Raw genomic sequence first — 18003 nt, 5'->3', positions numbered from 1 at the left:
ACTTACTCCAAATATTTGCCCAATTTCTCTTTAGCATAATTCACTGCCAACTGCTTTGATATTGTAAAAATGGTATCGAGTGACTCTTCCTTGAACTCTGTTTTAATTACTTCCCAGACATTATCTTTCTCAATAGCAGCAATAAATTCATGACCACGCGCTGTTGTTCTCACTTGAACGCCAGCTATGGAAACATGCCCATCAAGAGATCTGTTTATGCCTGTGTGGTTACCCAATGGTTCAATAAATCCGTAGTCGAGGAGAAGCTCTTAGTGAAGAACAAACTGATCATCAACGTTTGGCTGTGAAGAGGTGTCTTCATAAAATGCTGAGGCAATTTCAATCACGGTGTGAGTAGCTGATTTTACTTACTCTGCAGCAAGTAGCAGTTTTCTTATATAACTGGGATCCATTTTCATTGTTAAAGCTCCATTTATTCAATTGCGATGTAAGTAGATCTAATCATCGCGCCCAAACCATCTTGTAAATCAGCCTTGCCTGCAGCAATCAAGGGGGGGGCAGCGAACTTGATTATTGGCGACAAAAAATTAATCGTGAAACATTCACCGTAAATTTTGGAATTATGTTGAGCGAAATTCCTCTTCAACATGATCAATTCCATGCGCTACCGTTTGTTCATTCCTAATCTACAAAGTCTGTGGCTGCTCCTGATGTTGCCGTTTAAGTAAAACATACAACGCCCCGGTGCCACCATCTTCCACCGTCGCGCTGCAAAAGGCGAGCACAGACGGACTTTGCCGCAGCCAGTAATTGATTTTGCTTTTGAGAATGGGCTTGTTGTCCCTTGAACCCCAGCCCTTGCCGTGGATGATACGAACGCAGCGGAGTTGCTGTTGCTGGCAGAGTTCCAGAAACTGACCCAGAGCGGGTTCTGCTTTGATGAGGGTCATACCATGGAGGTCGAGTTCGGCTTCCAGGTGCACTTTGCCGTTTCGGAGTTTGGAGAAGAGTTTGTGTTGAATGCCGGGGCCGCGATATTCCAGATATTCCTCATTGCCCACGGTGTCGGGTGCGAACATATCGGAAAAGGCCTGGCCGGTGACTTCATGCTCGATGCTGCGTTTGCGGCGTGTTTTGACTTCGGGTTTGGGACGGTCGATCAACTGGCTGTTGTGACGGATCGGGGTGGCATCGCGCATTTCCTGTCGAAACAGCGCGAAGTCATCTTTCTCCTTGTCTTTGTGCCTGTCAGCCATGGTTTATGAGCTATGTCGGAATCGGTATTTGTCAGTGTGATTATTATGCCAGATAAGGGTGGGTTGTGTTTTTTGGGGGGTTGAGATCCCTCGGCTGCGCTCGGCATGACAAGTAACAAAGCTCGGGATGAAATCCAAAAGCGCTTGGGATGACCTGTAATCGTGCTCAGGATGATATGTGCCTGGGATGAGATGGTTGGAGTTGGACAAGGGAATGAGCACCGCCTGGGCAGTAATACTTAGAATTTGCCCCCGTGCCCTTGTAGAAGTAACGGCTTTTGATTTACCATGCCAGTCACTTGTCGGGGTGCCCGAGCGAAATGTTTCGCGGAGGCTGAGATGAAACCCGTTGAACCTGAAGAAGTTAAGACTTCCGTAGGAAACAAGCAGGATAACTGCAAACACCCTTGGTGTATCTAAACACAGTATCCGCATCTTGTTCGCATTCCGCGCAACGATCTCATCTTCCCCGACGTTGGTTTTCAGACAGGGGGAAGTGACGTGTCCACACAAGCTACAAGCAAAGTAATCAACCTCAAAGATCGCACCGGTATTACCACCGAGCCATTACCGGGCAGCGAAAAATTCTATCTCAAAGGCAGCCGTGATGATTTGCTGGTGCCATTCCGCCGTATCAATCTGACCGATACACCTAATGCCGATCCGAGCCTGCCGGGTACACCGAATGAGCCGGTCGTGGTTTACGATACATCCGGTTTGTACACCGATCCGACTGCTAAAATCGATATCGAGGCCGGTCTGCCGCTGATTCGTCAGAAGTGGATTGAAGAGCGGGGCGACTGCGAGCAACTGGAAGCGTTCAGCTCGCATTACACCCGTGAACAGGATGCACAGGATTTTGATATTCCGCTGTTCGAGCATCGTCGTCTGCCGCGTAAAGCCAAGCCGGGCAAAAATGTCTCGCAGATGCACTATGCGCGTCAGGGCATTATCACCCCGGAAATGGAATACATTGCCATTCGTGAAAGCATGGGCCGTGAAGCACTGGCTCAGCGTGGTGAACTGCCGGATGATATGGAGCACTACATCACTGCCGAGTATGTGCGTAAGGAAGTCGCTGAAGGCCGTGCGATTATTCCGGCCAACATCAATCACCCTGAATCCGAGCCGATGATTATCGGCCGTAACTTCCTGGTGAAAATTAACGCCAATATTGGTAACTCGGCAACCACTTCCTCGATTGAAGAAGAAGTCGAGAAAATGGTCTGGAGTACCCGTTGGGGTGGTGACACCATCATGGATCTGTCCACCGGTAAACACATTCACCAGACCCGCGAGTGGATCATCCGTAACTCACCGGTACCGGTTGGTACCGTACCGCTGTACCAGGCGCTGGAAAAAGTGAACGGCATTGCCGAAGACCTGACCTGGGAGGTCTATCGTGACACCTTGATTGAGCAGGCCGAGCAGGGCGTGGATTACTTCACCATCCATGCTGGTGTGCGTCTGGCGCATATCCCGCTGACCGTGAACCGAACTACCGGTATCGTATCGCGGGGTGGTTCGATCATGGCTGCCTGGTGTCTGGCGCATCATGAGGAAAGCTTCCTTTACACCCATTTCGAAGATATCTGTGAAATCATGAAAGCCTACGATATCTCGTTCTCGCTGGGTGATGGTCTGCGTCCGGGTTGTCAGGCCGATGCCAACGACGAGGCGCAGTTTGCCGAGCTGAAAACGCTGGGTGAACTGACACAGATTGCCTGGAAACACGATGTGCAGGTGATGATTGAAGGGCCGGGCCATGTGCCCATGCACAAGATTAAGGAAAACATGGATCTGCAACTGGAGTGGTGTCATGAAGCACCGTTTTACACGCTGGGCCCTCTGGTCACCGATATTGCCCCCGGTTATGACCATATTACTTCCGGTATCGGCGCGGCAATGATCGGCTGGTATGGCACCGCCATGCTCTGCTACGTGACACCGAAAGAGCATTTGGGGCTGCCCAATAAGGATGATGTGAAGACCGGCATTATTACCTACAAAATTGCGGCGCATGCAGCCGATCTGGGTAAAGGTCATCCGGGTGCACAGATTCGGGACGATGCAATTTCCAAAGCCCGTTTCGAATTCCGCTGGGAAGATCAGTTCAACATCGGTTTCGATCCGGATACGGCCCGTGCTTATCACGACGAAACACTGCCACAACCGAAAGCCAAAGTGGCGCATTTCTGTTCCATGTGCGGACCGAAGTTCTGCTCAATGAAGATTTCTCACGATGTGAAAGCGGCATTTGCCGAGAAGTCGCAGGAGTTTAAAGAAGCCGGTAGCAAGATTTACCACGAAGTTTAATCCTGCGTCTTTGCATCCAGCGCGTTATTGCCGTCGCGTCTCAATCCAATCGTGTATGCCAATACACTCATAGAATTCGAGGCGTGACGGTTTAGCGCTGAAAGCAAACACTGTGGATTATATGAGCAGCTGAAATGAATCGTTATCTGATAATCGGAAGTGGCCTGATCGGACGCCTGACAGCCTGGCGTCTGCTTCAGGCCGGCCACCAGGTCGCACTGCTGTCGAAAGATGATAAGCAGGGGAGTGACAGTGCCGGTTATGTCGCGGCATCGATGGTGGCCCCTGCCACGGAGGCGATTAGCGCCGAACCCATGGTGAAAACTGTGGGTTTGCGCTCCTACGCTTTATGGCCGCAGTGGCTGAAAGAGCTGACAGAGCCGGTTTATTACCAGAATGAAGGCACGCTGGTGGTCGCCCATGCCGGGGATCAGGCCGATATGGCCCGGTTTCAGCGGCGGGCGTCGCATGTGCTGGATGCTTCTGACTTTCAGCTGCTGGACCAACAGGCATTGCAGGAACGTGAGCCGGAACTGGCGGATAACTTTTCCCAGGCGATGTGGTTCGAGCAGGAATCCTGTATTGATAACCGTCAGCTATACCGGCAGTTGTCGGCCATGCTGGATGAACATTGTGACTGGGTGCAGACCGAAGCTATCGGCGAACTCAACCCGGCTGAAATCGACCGGCTTTGTCAGCAGTATCTGAACTGTAATGCTGAGCATTTTGATGCCGTGATTGATTGCCGTGGTAATGGGGGGAAAGAGAATCTCACTAAGCTTCGCAGCGTGCGCGGCGAGGTGATTCGGGTGCAGGCACCGGAAGTGAATTTCAAACATGCCATACGTTTGATGCACCCCCGTTATCCGTTTTATCTGGCGCCCCGGCCCAATAATGAATATGTGCTCGGTGCGACGGTGATTGAAAGCGATGACCGTTCCCCGATTACGGTGCGTAGCGGGCTGGAATTGATGTCAGCTTTGTACAGCCTGCATAAAGGTTTTGCTGAAGCCAGAATTATGGAGATGACGGCACATTGTCGCCCGGGTCTGCCGGATAATATGCCGACCATTAAACGCACCGACTGGGGTTATATCATCAATGGCTTTTACCGCCACGGATACCTGTTCGGTCCTGCCGTGGTTGAGGATTTGACGCAATTACTGGCGGGCAGACAGGCGCAGGTACATTTCGGAGAGTTATATGACATCTAATCAGCAACAGATTCAGTTTAACGGTGAACCGCTGTCGATTGATCAGACACAGACGGTCTCGGCTTTTCTTGAAAGTCAGGCCGTCGGTGGGCGGTTTATCGTCGTCATCAATGATGAAGTCGTGCCCAAATCCAACTGGGATCAGCATGCTATCCAGGCCGGCGATCAGATTGAAATTATGTCTCCGATTAGTGGAGGTTAAACACACATGAAAGCATCCAACTGGACAGTCTACGGACAGGAACTTGGCAGCCGTCTGTTTATCGGCACCGCCCTGTATCCCTCGCCCAAAGTCATGGTCGATGCGATTCGTGCCTCACGGGCCGAGGTCATTACCGTTTCTCTGCGCCGTCAGTCTGCCAACCAGGCCCATAGTGGTGAACAGTTCTGGCAGATGATTGAAGAACTGAACTGTCATCTGCTGCCCAATACCGCCGGCTGCTACAGCGTCAAGGAAGCGGTCAAAACGGCTCACATGGCGCGTGAGCTGTTTGGCACCGACTGGGTAAAGCTGGAAGTGATGGGTGACAGCTACAACCTGCAACCTGATCCCTTTGCACTGGTGGAAGCCACCAGAATTCTGATTGAAGATGGTTTTAAGGTCTTTCCTTACACTACCGACGATCTGGTGCTGTGTCAGAAACTGGCAGATCTCGGTTGTGAAGTGCTGATGCCCTGGGGCGCACCGATTGGTACCGGTCAGGGTTTGCTGAATCCCTATGCCTTGAAAACATTGCGTGAACGTCTGCCCGAGCTGACCTTGCTGGTCGATGCCGGTATCGGTAAACCCTCCGATGCGGTGCAGGCCATGGAGCTGGGTTTTGACGGTATTCTCCTGAACACCGCCATTGCCGAAGCCTTGGAGCCGGAAACCATGGCCTATGCTTTTGCTGATGCGATTAATGCCGGCCGTCTGGCCTATGAGGCCGGGATTATGCCTAAACGGGATAATGCCAAGCCCAGTACACCGACTTTGGATCAGCCGATCTGGCAACAGGGTTAGAAGACTGAGCGGAAACCGTCATTGTGAGGAGGTGACGGCGAAGCAATCCAGTCCGCTGCATTTTTCAGGGCTGCGGCCTATCGGCCTCGCGATGACAAATCTTTTTTATAACAACACGCATTTACAGATAAACGGTCAATGACAACTGAAACCAAACCTGCAGTATTACTCATCGGTGGCCTGGACCCGCAGGGCTGCGCCGGCATCGCGGCCGATATCGCGACGGTAAAGCATCACGACTGTCATGCATTGCCTTTGATTACCGGGATGACCGAGCAGACTTCTGAAGGCTTGACTGAACTCGGTGCAGTCAGCCCGGAAAAATTGCTGGCCCAGTTTGAAAACTGCAGGGCCGATTTTGATATTGCCGCCGTCAAAATCGGCTTGATTCCCAATCTCGCGATTGCTGAATGCATTAAACAGATTCTGCAGCAGCTCGAAGGTATTCCCGTCGTGCTGGACCCGGTGCTGGCCAGTAGCAGTGGTGGTGAGCAGGTAGCCGCTGAAGTCCAGGACTATATTTCTACAGCGCTGTTGCCTCGCGTGACTTTGCTGACACCGAATCTGCCGGAACTGAACTTGTTGGTCGGAGTGAAAGAACCTGAACAGGGTGCTGATGAGCTTCGTAAAGCCGGTCTCCATGCTTGCCTGGTAAAAGGCGGCCACAGTGATAGCCAATTTGCCAGTGACTATTTTGTTTTTGAAGAGACCGGATTTTATTGCTACCAGGAAAAACGGGATAAGCAAGTGCGCGGTACGGGCTGTGTGATGGCTTCATCGATCGCAGCCCATCTGGCGAGTGGTCAGGATATCCGTGATGCGGTGGTGCTGGCCAAGGCCTATGTCTCCCGAGGTATTCGATTATCCGAAAAAGCCGGGCCTTATCAGGTCATTACCCACAGCCGTGAGCCGATGAAGCTGGAAGATATCCCCAGGCTTTGTTACCAGTCGGCGCTGATTGGCAAACAGTTTGAATTTCCAGCCTGCCCGCAGCGGCTGGGTATTTATCCGGTAGTAGATAGCAATGAGTGGATTAAAAAGCTGGTGGATGAGGGCATTCAGACCATTCAGCTGCGGGTGAAAGACCGCAACGAGACCGAAACCTGGCGGGAAATTAAGCAGGCGCTGTCGCATCTGAATGGCAATCAGGTCTGCTTTTTTGTGAATGATCACTGGCAGCTGGCGATTGAGGCCGGTGCATATGGCGTGCACCTGGGGCAGGAAGATCTGCATGATGCCAATTTGCAGACAATTGCCGAGGCTGGTCTGAGACTGGGGATTTCAACGCATTCCTACTGGGAACTGGCACGGGCTTTGGCTGTAAATCCGAGTTATATCGCGCTGGGACCGATTTATGAAACAACCAGCAAACAAATGCCATTTTCACCGCAGGGCATTGAGCGTCTGCAACAGTGGGTGGATATTTTGTCTGATCGCTATCCGGTCGTGGCGATTGGCGGCATTAATCATGAACGTGCGCGTGAATTACAAGCTACCGGCGTTGGCTCCGTGGCGATGATTACCGCCATTACCCTAGCCGAGGATTACCGTGCCGCGACGCAGGAACTGCTGTCGCTGTGGCAATAACTCAGCTGTCGCTGCCGTATTCGTCAAAGTCGCCCCATTTGGGTTCCAGTTCCGGCTGGGGGGCGCCTGATCCGCTTTCCCGGTAGTAAAGCGGAATATCATCGCTGTTGACCAGCTGCTCGTCATTAATGATGGCATCGGGATTAGTATTATCGATTTGCCGGGTTTTGGATTTTAAGGCTTCATTTTCTTTTGCCAGTGCTTCAACCCGTTTGATGAGCATCTGATTTTCTTCCTGCAGACCGGCCATTTGCTGCTGTAAAGCAACCAGTTCAGACAGAATTTTTGTCGTCGGCTGTGTCACCGGTGAGCTCACGGCTGACGCACCTGTCGCCGCCAGGCCCACGGCCGGGTTGAACTCACTGGCATTATCCGCGCTGGGTTCTTCAGCGGTTTCGTCTGAGGGGACCTCAGGCAAGACGATCGTGTCTTCTGTGTTGCTGCTTTCGGTCTCTGATTCGGTCGGCGCTGCTTCAGCTTCCGATTCACTCTGCGTGGTTTGTTCCGTGTCTTCAGTATCCACATCGGCCGATTGAGACAGGAAAAAGAAGCTGACAATCAGGGCAATCAGCACCACCCCGAGACCGGCAGCAATTTTAATCAGCAAAGCGGTTGATAGCCCTTTCTTTTTAGCCTGGGGTTCTTCGCCTGAGCCTTCTTCAAGAATATCGTCTGCGCTGTTTTCTGCCATTACGGTATTTGTCCTGCCTGTGTCCGGTAGGGTTATCGGACACAGCTAGCATTGCTTTACTTTTAATCAGCTTGGCAGACGATTTTCGTCCAGGTTGCCATTCTCATTCGTCGGTCCCTCGGTTTGTGCCGGGTCGCTATCATCCTGAACCAAAGAGACGACGGTCCAGCCGGTTTCCGGAGAGGGTGATTCCGCTGCCGTGAAGAAGCGCAAACGCTTACGCGGGTTAAATGCAAACAGGGGGGTCACACGACGACCATGCTGTTGCAGATAATCTTCAAAGCTGAAGTTTTCAGTCAGCTTGGTCTGTTTGATTTTAGCGCCACGCGAAATCAGGCTGGCCAGCTTGGCATAGGTGATTTCATTGCCAAACAGGGTATGTGAATCGTGGCTTATAGCCTTGCGTGATTTAGCTTCATTACGTTCTTTATCTTTTTCTTTCTCGGTAGAGAGAAAGTAAACCTGATTACTGCCAAATTCCGCTTTGTAGCGCATACCAGCCAGGGCATTAAGCTCACTTTGCGGTGTCAGCGCCAGAACCTGGCCCAGTCCAATCAGATCCAGATGCCGGTCAGCATGCTCTGAGACGGCATTACCGTAATAAGTATCGAGACCACTCATCCGGGCTGCTTTGACATTGGTCCAGCTGCCATCGGTGAGGCGGGTTCTGAAGCCATTCTCATTCAGGGCCTTAGCCACTGTTCGTGCCACCAGATTCGCCCCCACAATCAGAAAGCCGCTGTCTTCCGGTTCGGCAACGCCCAAACGCTTGGCAATAAATTTTGCCGTGGAGCCCTGTACCAGTACGGTACCGATGATGATGGCAAAAGCCAGTGGTACCAGCAGTTCGGCGTTTTCCATACCGATGTCCTGCAGACGCAGTGCAAACAGGGCGGTGACCGCCGCTGCAACAATACCGCGGGGCCCGATCCAGCTGATCATGGTTTTTTCCTGCCAGCTCAGATCCGAGCCGATTGTCGACAGAAAAACTTTTACCGGGCGGGCGATAAACTGAATGAAGAGGAACAGCAGTACCGCCCCCATGCCCAGTTGCTCAAATGAGGCGAAGTTGAGTCGTGCCGCCAGCAATATAAACAGGCCGGAAATCAGCAGAATACTCAGGTCTTCCTTGAAGTCGAGAATATTCTCCACCGACACGTTTTTCATATTGGCGAGCCAGATCCCGAGAATGGTGACGGTCAGCAGGCCGGATTCTTCAGAGATTTCATTGGAAATGGCAAAAGTACCGAATACCAGTGCCAGGGTGCTGACGTTATGCAGATATTCAGGCAGCCAGTGACGGCGCAGTACAATGCCAAACAGATAGCCTGCGACGGCACCAATGACAACACCGACAGCAATGGTCTTGCCAAACATGTAAAGCGTATGGCCGATCGACACGTGACCCTGCAGCTGGATAGACAGCAGTACTTCAAAAACCAGTACCGCGAGAATGGCACCCAGAGGGTCAATAACAATGCCTTCCCAGCGCAGGATATTGGAGATTTTGGCATTAGGCCGCACGGTGCGGAGCATGGGCACAATCACCGTCGGACCGGTCACAACCATGATCGCACCGAACAGGATCGATAAACCCCAGGAAAAGTCCAGCAACAGGTGGGTTGCGACCGCAATCAGGCTCCAGGTAATCAGTACACCGACAGTGAGAATATTGCGGACCACACGCTGCAGCCCGCGTATGTCCTCGAATTTGAGGGTCAGACTCCCTTCAAACAGAATCACGGCCACGGCGAGCGAGACCATCGGAAACAGAAGATCACCGAACAGCGCTTCAGGATTGAGCCAGCCGGTTAAAGGACCCAGCACGATGCCGGCAATCAGCAGGAAAACAATCGCAGGGAGTTTTATCCACCAGGCAAACCACTGACAGAGGATGGCGACGATTCCGATGACTGATAGCGCGACGACGGCTTCCTGATTCATTCCTTACCCTGGCTCATCCGAGCATAGTTAAAACAGTCTGCAATGGTGACATTAAATGCCTTCAGCGGGAAGGGGTAAGGCTCAGCGGAGCAGCGTAATCTCGGCCCGGCGGTTTCTGGCCCGGCCCTCGACGGTCTTGTTGCTGGCAGCCGGTTTGTGGTCAATAAATGACTGCACGCGGATCAGCTCAGCCGGGAGTTCATGTTCCTTCAGAAGATAGGTTTTGACCGCATGCGCCCGTGCGTCTGAAAGCGGTTCATTGACTCTCTTGCGGCCGTAATTGTCAGTATGACTGCTGATACGGATTTGGCGGATGCTGTCATCCAGCTTCACATAATCCGCCAGACGGTTAAGCGCTTTTTTGCTGGCAGCATCCAGCGTGGCTTTGCCCAGCGGGAAATAGACCGTGAGCTTGCTGATTTCTTCAAAGCTATCCGGATGCAGGTTTTGCAAACATTGCTGGAAAGCGGGCAGGGAATCATTAAGCCGGATCGTCGATAACATCACCCTGATGTTTTTTGAAAATGACTGCGAGCGGTATTCAATCAGAGGAAAACGGCCCTCCTGCAACTGGGCCAGCGCTTCCAGAGCCACATTGCCTTCAACCTGAAAGCGGGTCTGACCTGCTTTAGTTGGCAAGCTTGTCAGTGTCTGGGTTTCATCGCTGTTCTGCCATGGCGCCGGGGCTACCAGGAACTGCACCTGGTTCTGCTCGGCAGGTTGTGAGTGCGTATTAAAGGTGAGTTGCAGCGAAGAGCCGTTGCGGCGATAAAAGCCGGCTTCGCCATAGCCCGGAATAGCCTGGGTCAGAGAACATTCCAGCGGTGATTCCACCACCTGCCAGCGCGTGTCGGTGACCGGTGCCTGAAACTGTTCGGCGAGCAAAGACTGGGATAAGAGACAGGTCAGTAGCAGCAGGAATTTTTTCATTGGTATTGAATCAGTGAGTGCAGAGGATATTGGCCGAGCTGTTCGCGACCGCCGAGAAAGCCAAGTTCCATCACAAAGGCACAGGCGATGACTTCACCACCCAGCATTTCCACCAGTTCACAGCTGGCTCTTGCGGTGCCACCGGTAGCCAGTACATCGTCAATCAGCAGAATTCGGTCGCCGGGGCTGATGGCGTCGATATGGGCTTCCAGCGAAGCATTGCCATATTCCAGATCATAATCCACGCGTTGAACGTCGTAAGGCAGCTTGCCCGGCTTGCGTAGCGGAATGAATCCGACACCCAGTTCCCAGGCGGCGAGAGAACCGAATATAAATCCGCGGGCTTCCATACCGGCCACGGCGGTAATGTTCTCCTTATGGTAGGGAGCAATCAGCGCCGCAATACATTCTTTTAATGTAGCCGGGTCCTTGACCAACGGTGTGATATCTTTGAACACCACGCCAGGCTTGGGAAAGTCGACAATATCTCGAATTTTGTTTTTCAAAGTTTCCATCAGGCATGCATTGAGTCTGGTCGAAGTGGCCGTTTATTATATCGGCAGCGTTGCTTAAGTTTTTAGCCTGTCTTAAACCAGCCATCCATAAGGAGTCATTTTGAAAGCCCCGATAACCGTTTTCAAACTCATCTTGCTGCTCAGTCTGACCACGCTGCTCAGTGCCTGTTTCAGCTGGGGTGGCGGCGATGAGGAATCCGAAACGCCACGCTATTATGTGGTGGATGTGGACCGCGGCGTGGTGGCCCAGGAATTTGCCCAGGACCGGGTTTTATTACTCAAGCCGGTCAGGGTGGTACCGCATTTTCGTGACAAAACCATCGTATTCCGGGTGAACGACAGTGAATACCAGGCACAACCACCGCATGAGCTGTTCACCGAACCGGAAGAGATGTTCACGGCCCAGCTCAAACGCTGGCTGCAGAAATCAGGCATGTTCAGCCAGGTCGTGACAGATGAATCCGTCGAAGCCGATCTGGTGCTCGAATCAGCCGTCACGGCGCTTTATGGTGAGAAACGACCTGAGTATTCGCCCCAGGCCGTGCTGGAGATGCAGTTCTTCATGACCTCAGCCGATGACAAAAAAAACCTGTTCCAGACCGGACTTAGAGTGGATGTCGATATTGAAAAAACCACGCCGGGAAATGTGGTAACAGGATGGAAACAAGGGCTTGAGGAGCTTCTCGCGACTTTGGAGCAGGATTTGAGCGCTTATTTTGCCAAAGTCGATGCTAGGTAGCAGTTAGAGATTAGCGTGCAGGAAATCGCCGTTGGTGGTAGGATTAACGCTTTGGTGGATAAGTTCACCTGTTGCAGATAGCTAAGCTTTAACTGGACGAATAATCAATGAGTGAAATTGCCTTAGAACTGGATTCGATAGGTATCGAAACCGAGATGAAGCAATCGTACCTCGATTATGCCATGAGCGTAATCGTAGGACGGGCGCTGCCGGATGTTCGCGATGGTCTGAAACCGGTTCACCGCCGGGTTCTCTATGCAATGCGGGAATTGGGTAATAGCTGGAACAGCCCATATAAAAAGTCTGCCCGTATCGTCGGTGACGTTATCGGTAAATATCACCCGCATGGTGATACTGCTGTCTACGACACCATGGTGCGGATGGCGCAACCATTCTCGATGCGTTACATGCTGGTCGACGGCCAGGGTAACTTCGGTTCGGTGGATGGCGATTCACCAGCGGCGATGCGTTATACCGAAGTGCGCATGGCCAAAATCACTCATGAAATGCTGGCCGATCTGGAAAAAGAAACGGTCGATTTCATTCCCAACTACGACGAGTCGGAAACCGAGCCGGCTGTTCTGCCAACCAAAATTCCTGCACTGCTGGTTAACGGTTCCTCCGGTATTGCGGTGGGTATGGCGACCAATATTCCGCCACATAACCTGACGGAAGTGCTTAATGCGGCGATCGCGATGATTGATGATCCGGCTATCGGCATTCCAGAGCTGATGGAATATATTCCAGGCCCGGACTTCCCGACTTCAGCCATTATCAACGGTGCCCGTGGTATTGCAGAAGCCTATGCTACCGGACGTGGCCGGGTTCATATCCGTGCCCGTGCCGATATTGAAACTAATGAAGCGACCGGTCAGCAGAGCATTGTTGTTAATGAACTGCCCTACCAGGTCAATAAAGCCCGCCTGCTGGAAAAAATTGCCGAGCTGGTCAAAGACAAGAAGATCGAGGGTATTTCAGCCCTGCGTGATGAGTCCGATAAGGAAGGCATGCGCATGGTTATCGTGCTTAAGCGCGGTGAGGTGCCCGAAGTTATCCTTAACAATCTCTATCAGCAGACCCAGATGCAGACGGTGTTCGGCATCAACATGGTCGCGATTGTTGATGGTCAGCCGCGCACACTGAATCTGAAAGAAGTTTTACAGGCGTTCATTCGTCACCGTCGTGAAGTGGTGACGCGTCGTTCTATCTATGACCTGCGTAAAGCCCGTGAACGTGCCCATATTCTGGAAGGGCTGGCGACTGCACTGGCCAATATTGATGAAGTGATTGAACTCATCAAGTCTTCACCGAATCCGGCTGAAGCCAAGCAGGCACTGGTTGCCAAGGGCTGGGCATCCGATCTGATTCAGGAAATGCTCGGCGCTGCCGGTGCTGAAGCCTCCCGACCAGAAGATTTACCTGCCGAGCTGGGACTGGTTGACGGCCTGTATTACCTGTCACCGGCCCAGGCCCAGGCGATTCTGGACATGCGCCTGCATCGCCTGACGGGGCTGGAGCAGGACAAAATCCTCGATGAATATCGTGAAGTGCTGAGCCTGATTGCCGAACTACTCGCTATTCTCAGCGATCCGGATAATTTGATGGCGGTAATTCGTGATGAACTGATTGCGGTCAGAGACGAATACGGTGATGAGCGCCGTACCGAAATTCTGGCTAATCATCTGGATCTGACGCTGGAAGATCTGATCAGCGAAGAAGAAATGGTGGTCACCTTGTCGCACGCCGGCTATGCCAAAACCACCCAGCTTGATACTTATCAGGCACAGAAACGGGGTGGCAAGGGTAAAGCCGCGACGGGAATGAAAGATGAAGACTTCGTCGAGCATCTGTTTGTAGCTAATACCCATGACACACTGCTGTGCTTCTCCAGTTTCGGTAAGGTCTACTGGAAAAAAGTCTATGAATTGCCTCAGGGTGGCCGCACGGCGCGGGGTAAACCTATCATCAACCTGCTGCCGCTGGAAGAAGGTGAACGCATCAATGCCGTTCTGCCAATCCGCGAGTACGAAGCCGACAAGTTTATCTTTATGGCCACCGCTTCCGGTACTGTGAAGAAAACCCCGCTGGTGGATTATTCACGACCACGTTCAAGCGGCATTATCGCTGTCGATCTGAAAGAGGATGACCGACTGGTCGATGTGGCAGTAACTGACGGTCACTCCGATGTGATGCTGTTCAGCTCTGCCGGTAAGGTCATCCGTTTTCCTGAGACTGATGTACGGTCTATGGGGCGTGTTTCCCGTGGTGTCCGTGGTATGCGGATTGCTGAAGATGAACGCATTATTGCGCTCATCATTGCCCAGGAAGAAGGTGCCATTCTGACTGCGACCGAGTTTGGTTACGGTAAACGAACCGATCTGGCTGAATACCGGGTTCAGGGACGTGGCGGCCAGGGTATTATTTCGATTCAGACTTCCGCCCGGAACGGTAGCGTTGTAGGTGCGGTACAGGTCCGCGACGAAGATCAGATCATGTTGATCACCAACGGCGGTACGCTGGTACGTACGCCGGTTAAGGATGTATCACTGGTTGGCCGTAACACCCAGGGCGTGCGTCTTATCAACCTCAGCAACGATGAAAAACTGGTCGGTGTGGAACGGGTGATTGAAGATGAAGAAGATGCCGAACTGCCGGTGGGTGATGACGAAGACACAGCAACAACAGCAGAAGAGTAACTTTGAGAGCGTATAACTTTAGTGCCGGCCCGGCCATGCTGCCGGATGCCGTGATGAAACAGGCCCAGCAGGAAATGCTGGACTGGCGGGGAACGGGCATGTCAGTGATGGAAATGAGCCATCGCGGTCCTGAGTACACTTCGATTGCCGAAAAGGCTGAAGCCGACTTGCGGGATCTGATGGCGATTCCGGATGACTACGCTGTGCTGTTCCTCCAGGGCGGCGCTTCATTGCAGTTCCCGATGATTCCGATGAATCTGCTGCGGGGCAAGACCAGGGCGGATTACTTCAACACCGGAGCCTGGTCGGGCAAAGCGATTTCAGAAGCCAGACGTTTTTGCGACGTGAATGTGGCCACGGATTCCAGCAGCAATCGATTCAGCACGGTGGCTGATCCCAGTGAATGGCAGCTGTCGGATGATGCCGCCTATGTGCATTACACGCCTAATGAAACGATTCATGGCCTGGAAATACATGAGGTGCCGGAGGTGGGTGATGTGCCGCTTGTTGCGGATATGTCATCAACGATTCTGTCGCGTCCCATTGATGTCAGCAAGTTCGGTCTGATTTACGCCGGTGCCCAGAAAAATATCGGCCCGGCCGGTCTCTGCATTGTCATTGTACGTAAAGACCTGATGGGTGAGGTTTTGGCTGGTACGCCGACCATGCTCAATTATAAAACCCATGCTGATAATGGCTCGATGTATAACACGCCGGCCACTTACAGCTGGTATCTCGCTGGTCTGGTGTTTGAGTGGCTGAAACAGCAGGGCGGTTTAGAGGGTATGGCAGCAATCAATAAACGTAAGGCTGACAAGCTCTATCGTGCGATTGATGAGAGTCCGTTCTATGCCAACCCGGTCGACCCACGTTATCGCTCCTGGATGAATATCCCGTTCACTCTGGCCGACAGCAGTCTTGAAAAAACTTTTCTGCAACAGGCGGCTGAACAGCAATTGCTGACTTTGAAGGGGCACCGTGATCTGGGTGGTATGCGTGCCAGTATCTACAACGCGATGCCGGAAGCAGGAGTTGATAAACTGATTCAATTCATGCAACAGTTTGAGCGTCAATACGGGTAAGCGCCGCAGATGAACGAACAAGAGCAAAAGGCCCTTGAAGCGATTCGCCAGCAGATAGACGAGACGGATCAGCAAATCCAGCATTTGCTGAATCAGCGTACTGCCATGGCGCAGGAAGTGGCCCGGATCAAAATTGAAAACGGTGAAAAAGCGGATTTCTACCGTCCTGAGCGTGAAGCGATGGTGCTTCGCAATGTCATGGCCCGCAATGAAGGCCCACTGTCATCACAGGAAATGGCGCGCCTGTTCCGTGAAATCATGTCTGCCTGTCTGGCGGCAGAAAAACCTTTACAGGTTGCCTATCTGGGACCTGAAGGGTCTTTCACCCAGGCCGCAGCACTAAAGCATTTTGGTGGCTCGGTGGAATTGCAGTCGGTCAGCACCATTGCCAATGTATTCCGGGCAGTTGAAACGGAAAATGCCTGTTATGGTGTGGTGCCTGTTGAGAATTCCACTGAAGGGGTCGTCAGTCATACGCTGGATCGCTTTATCTCTTCATCACTCAAGATCAACGGCGAAGTCACACTGCCGATTCATCATTACCTGCTGGGTCGGGCCGAGTCACTGGAGGAAGTGCGCCAGGTTTTTGCCCATCCTCAGGCGCTGGCACAATGCCGTCAATGGCTGGGGGATCAATTGCCCCAGGCTGAGCTGATTCCACTGGACAGTAACTCCGAGGCGGCCAAACGTGTATCTGCTATGGATGCCGGTGCTGCGGCGATTGCGGCCAGTACCGCCGCTGCGATTTACGGATTAAAAGTGCTGGCCAACAATATTGAAGACGAATCCGATAACACGACCCGTTTCCTGGTTATCGGCCGCCAGCATGTCGGTCCATCCGGTGTCGATAAAACGGCACTGCTGGTGGCCACCAAGAACAAACCGGGCGCTTTGCAGTCTCTATTAAAACCGCTGGCCGAAAGCGGTATCAGTATGACGCGGATTGAGTCGCGTCCTTCCCGCAAAGGGATCTGGGAATACGTATTTTTTATCGACATCGAAGGTCACGCTGACGAGCAGGCCGTTGCCGAGGCACTGGCCCGGCTGGAACAGGAATCATCGATGTTCAGAATTCTGGGGTCATATCCCAAGGCAGTCCTTTAATGAAACAGCTAGTACTGGCAAACCCTCGCGGTTTCTGTGCCGGGGTCGACCGTGCGATTGATATTGTCGAACGGGCACTTGAGCTTTTCGGTGCGCCTATCTATGTACGTCATGAAGTGGTTCATAACCGTTTCGTTGTAGACGACCTGCGTAATAAAGGCGCGGTGTTTGTTGAAGAACTGGATGAAGTGCCGGATAACAGCACGGTGATTTTCAGTGCACACGGTGTTTCCAAGCAGGTTCAGCAGGCCGGTACACAGCGCGGTTTGAAAGTGTTTGATGCCACCTGTCCACTGGTGACCAAGGTGCACATGGAAGTGTCACGCTATGAAAAGCAGGGAATGGAGTGCATCCTGATTGGTCATGAAGGCCATCCGGAAGTCGAAGGCACCATGGGCCAGTACACCTCGGAAGAGGGCGGTATGTACCTGGTCGAATCTCCACAGGATGTGGCCAGACTGAAGGTCAAAAATCCGGAACGACTGGCATTTGTCACCCAGACCACGTTGTCTGTCGATGACACTTCGGTCGTCATTGATGCCCTGCGCGAATATTTCCCCAATATCACGGGGCCCAGCAAGGACGATATTTGTTACGCCACCCAGAACCGTCAGGATGCGGTGAAAAAACTGGCTAATGAATGTGATCTGGTGCTTGTGGTCGGCTCGGTCAACAGCTCCAACTCAAACCGTCTGCGTGAACTGTCTGAAAAACTGGGCACCTCGGCCTACCTGATTGATAATGCAGATGAAATCCGGGCTGAGTGGTTTGATGACAAACAACGGATAGGCCTGACTGCCGGGGCCTCGGCACCGGAAGTACTGGTGCAACAGGTCGTCGCCAGGCTCGCTGAACTGGGCATTAAGAATGTGCAGGAAGATGATGGATTACGTGAAGACATCGAGTTTTCATTACCGAGAGAACTTAAGATTGATGTGAGCAGTCTGACAAAATAAAAAATAAGG

Annotated in this window: 16 protein-coding genes and 1 riboswitch; of the genes, 10 read left to right on the top strand and 6 right to left on the bottom strand. The window is 52.4% G+C overall.

All coding sequences use genetic code 11. The features are described from left to right. Positions 1-2 precede the first annotated feature (2 nt). Positions 3-236: a hypothetical protein gene (locus FH755_RS09070; protein ID WP_292440757.1), complete on the bottom strand. Its 234-nt coding sequence runs from the start codon at positions 234-236 to the stop codon at positions 3-5. 411 nt (positions 237-647) lie between these two features. Then, a complete protein-coding gene (locus FH755_RS09065) occupies positions 648-1217 on the bottom strand; it encodes a Smr/MutS family protein (RefSeq protein WP_292440755.1) in 570 nt (189 codons plus the stop codon). Between the two features lie 293 nt (positions 1218-1510). Continuing rightward, positions 1511-1616: riboswitch (TPP riboswitch) on the top strand. Between the two features lie 129 nt (positions 1617-1745). Between FH755_RS09065 and thiC the strand changes: the two genes are divergently transcribed. From thiC to thiE, 5 genes are all read left to right on the top strand, one after another. After that, positions 1746-3533, top strand: coding sequence for a phosphomethylpyrimidine synthase ThiC (gene thiC / locus FH755_RS09060; RefSeq protein WP_366658752.1), 1788 nt, complete (start codon positions 1746-1748; stop codon positions 3531-3533). 134 nt (positions 3534-3667) lie between these two features. Beyond that, entirely contained in the window at positions 3668-4747 is a 1080-nt protein-coding gene (locus tag FH755_RS09055; protein WP_292440752.1) for an FAD-dependent oxidoreductase, read from the top strand. Further along, positions 4737-4949, top strand: coding sequence for a sulfur carrier protein ThiS (thiS, locus tag FH755_RS09050; protein ID WP_292440750.1), 213 nt, complete (start codon positions 4737-4739; stop codon positions 4947-4949). Before FH755_RS09055 ends, thiS begins: the two co-directional genes overlap by 11 nt. Positions 4950-4955: 6 nt before the next feature. After that, positions 4956-5750: a thiazole synthase gene (locus FH755_RS09045; RefSeq protein ID WP_292440748.1), complete on the top strand. Its 795-nt coding sequence runs from the start codon at positions 4956-4958 to the stop codon at positions 5748-5750. 138 nt (positions 5751-5888) lie between these two features. After that, the gene (gene thiE / locus FH755_RS09040; protein ID WP_292440746.1) at positions 5889-7337 is read left to right on the top strand and encodes a thiamine phosphate synthase; all 1449 of its coding nucleotides are present in this window, start codon (positions 5889-5891) and stop codon (positions 7335-7337) included. A gap of 1 nt (position 7338) precedes the next feature. Here the strand turns inward: thiE and FH755_RS09035 are convergent, their stop codons facing one another. The 4 genes from FH755_RS09035 to FH755_RS09020 form a co-directional block, all read right to left on the bottom strand. After that, entirely contained in the window at positions 7339-8028 is a 690-nt protein-coding gene (locus tag FH755_RS09035) for a hypothetical protein (protein WP_292440744.1), read from the bottom strand. Between the two features lie 66 nt (positions 8029-8094). Further along, complete coding sequence (locus FH755_RS09030; protein ID WP_292440742.1) at positions 8095-9972, bottom strand: sodium:proton antiporter; 1878 nt, start codon at positions 9970-9972, stop codon at positions 8095-8097. An 81-nt stretch (positions 9973-10053) separates the two neighbouring features. After that, positions 10054-10902: an OmpA family protein gene (locus FH755_RS09025; RefSeq protein ID WP_292440740.1), complete on the bottom strand. Its 849-nt coding sequence runs from the start codon at positions 10900-10902 to the stop codon at positions 10054-10056. Next, on the bottom strand, positions 10899-11417 hold the full coding sequence (locus tag FH755_RS09020; protein WP_292440738.1) for an adenine phosphoribosyltransferase: 519 nt from the start codon (positions 11415-11417) through the stop codon (positions 10899-10901). Before FH755_RS09020 ends, FH755_RS09025 begins: the two co-directional genes overlap by 4 nt. A 100-nt stretch (positions 11418-11517) precedes the next feature. On the opposite strand from FH755_RS09020, the gene FH755_RS09015 reads away from it, so the two are divergent. From FH755_RS09015 to ispH, 5 genes are all read left to right on the top strand, one after another. Then, a complete protein-coding gene (locus tag FH755_RS09015; RefSeq protein WP_292440736.1) occupies positions 11518-12156 on the top strand; it encodes an ABC-type transport auxiliary lipoprotein family protein in 639 nt (212 codons plus the stop codon). Between the two features lie 107 nt (positions 12157-12263). Continuing rightward, the gene (gene gyrA, locus FH755_RS09010; protein ID WP_292440735.1) at positions 12264-14852 is read left to right on the top strand and encodes a DNA gyrase subunit A; all 2589 of its coding nucleotides are present in this window, start codon (positions 12264-12266) and stop codon (positions 14850-14852) included. Positions 14853-14854: 2 nt separating this feature from the next. Further along, positions 14855-15934 carry a 3-phosphoserine/phosphohydroxythreonine transaminase gene (gene serC / locus FH755_RS09005; RefSeq protein ID WP_292440733.1) on the top strand — a complete coding sequence of 360 codons (1080 nt, stop codon included), beginning with the start codon at positions 14855-14857 and terminating at the stop codon, positions 15932-15934. Positions 15935-15943: 9 nt separating this feature from the next. Next, positions 15944-17038: a prephenate dehydratase gene (gene pheA, locus FH755_RS09000; RefSeq protein ID WP_292440731.1), complete on the top strand. Its 1095-nt coding sequence runs from the start codon at positions 15944-15946 to the stop codon at positions 17036-17038. Beyond that, positions 17038-17994 carry a 4-hydroxy-3-methylbut-2-enyl diphosphate reductase gene (gene ispH / locus FH755_RS08995; RefSeq protein ID WP_292440729.1) on the top strand — a complete coding sequence of 319 codons (957 nt, stop codon included), beginning with the start codon at positions 17038-17040 and terminating at the stop codon, positions 17992-17994. The genes pheA and ispH overlap by 1 nt, the downstream gene beginning before the upstream one ends. The last annotated feature ends 9 nt before the right edge of the window (positions 17995-18003 follow it).

This window comes from Methylophaga sp. (genome assembly GCF_009711715.1).
Taxonomy (GTDB): Bacteria; Pseudomonadota; Gammaproteobacteria; order Nitrosococcales; family Methylophagaceae; genus Methylophaga.
The sequence above is the reverse complement of the archived record's forward strand: the minus strand, read 5'-3'. Positions and strand labels throughout refer to the sequence as shown.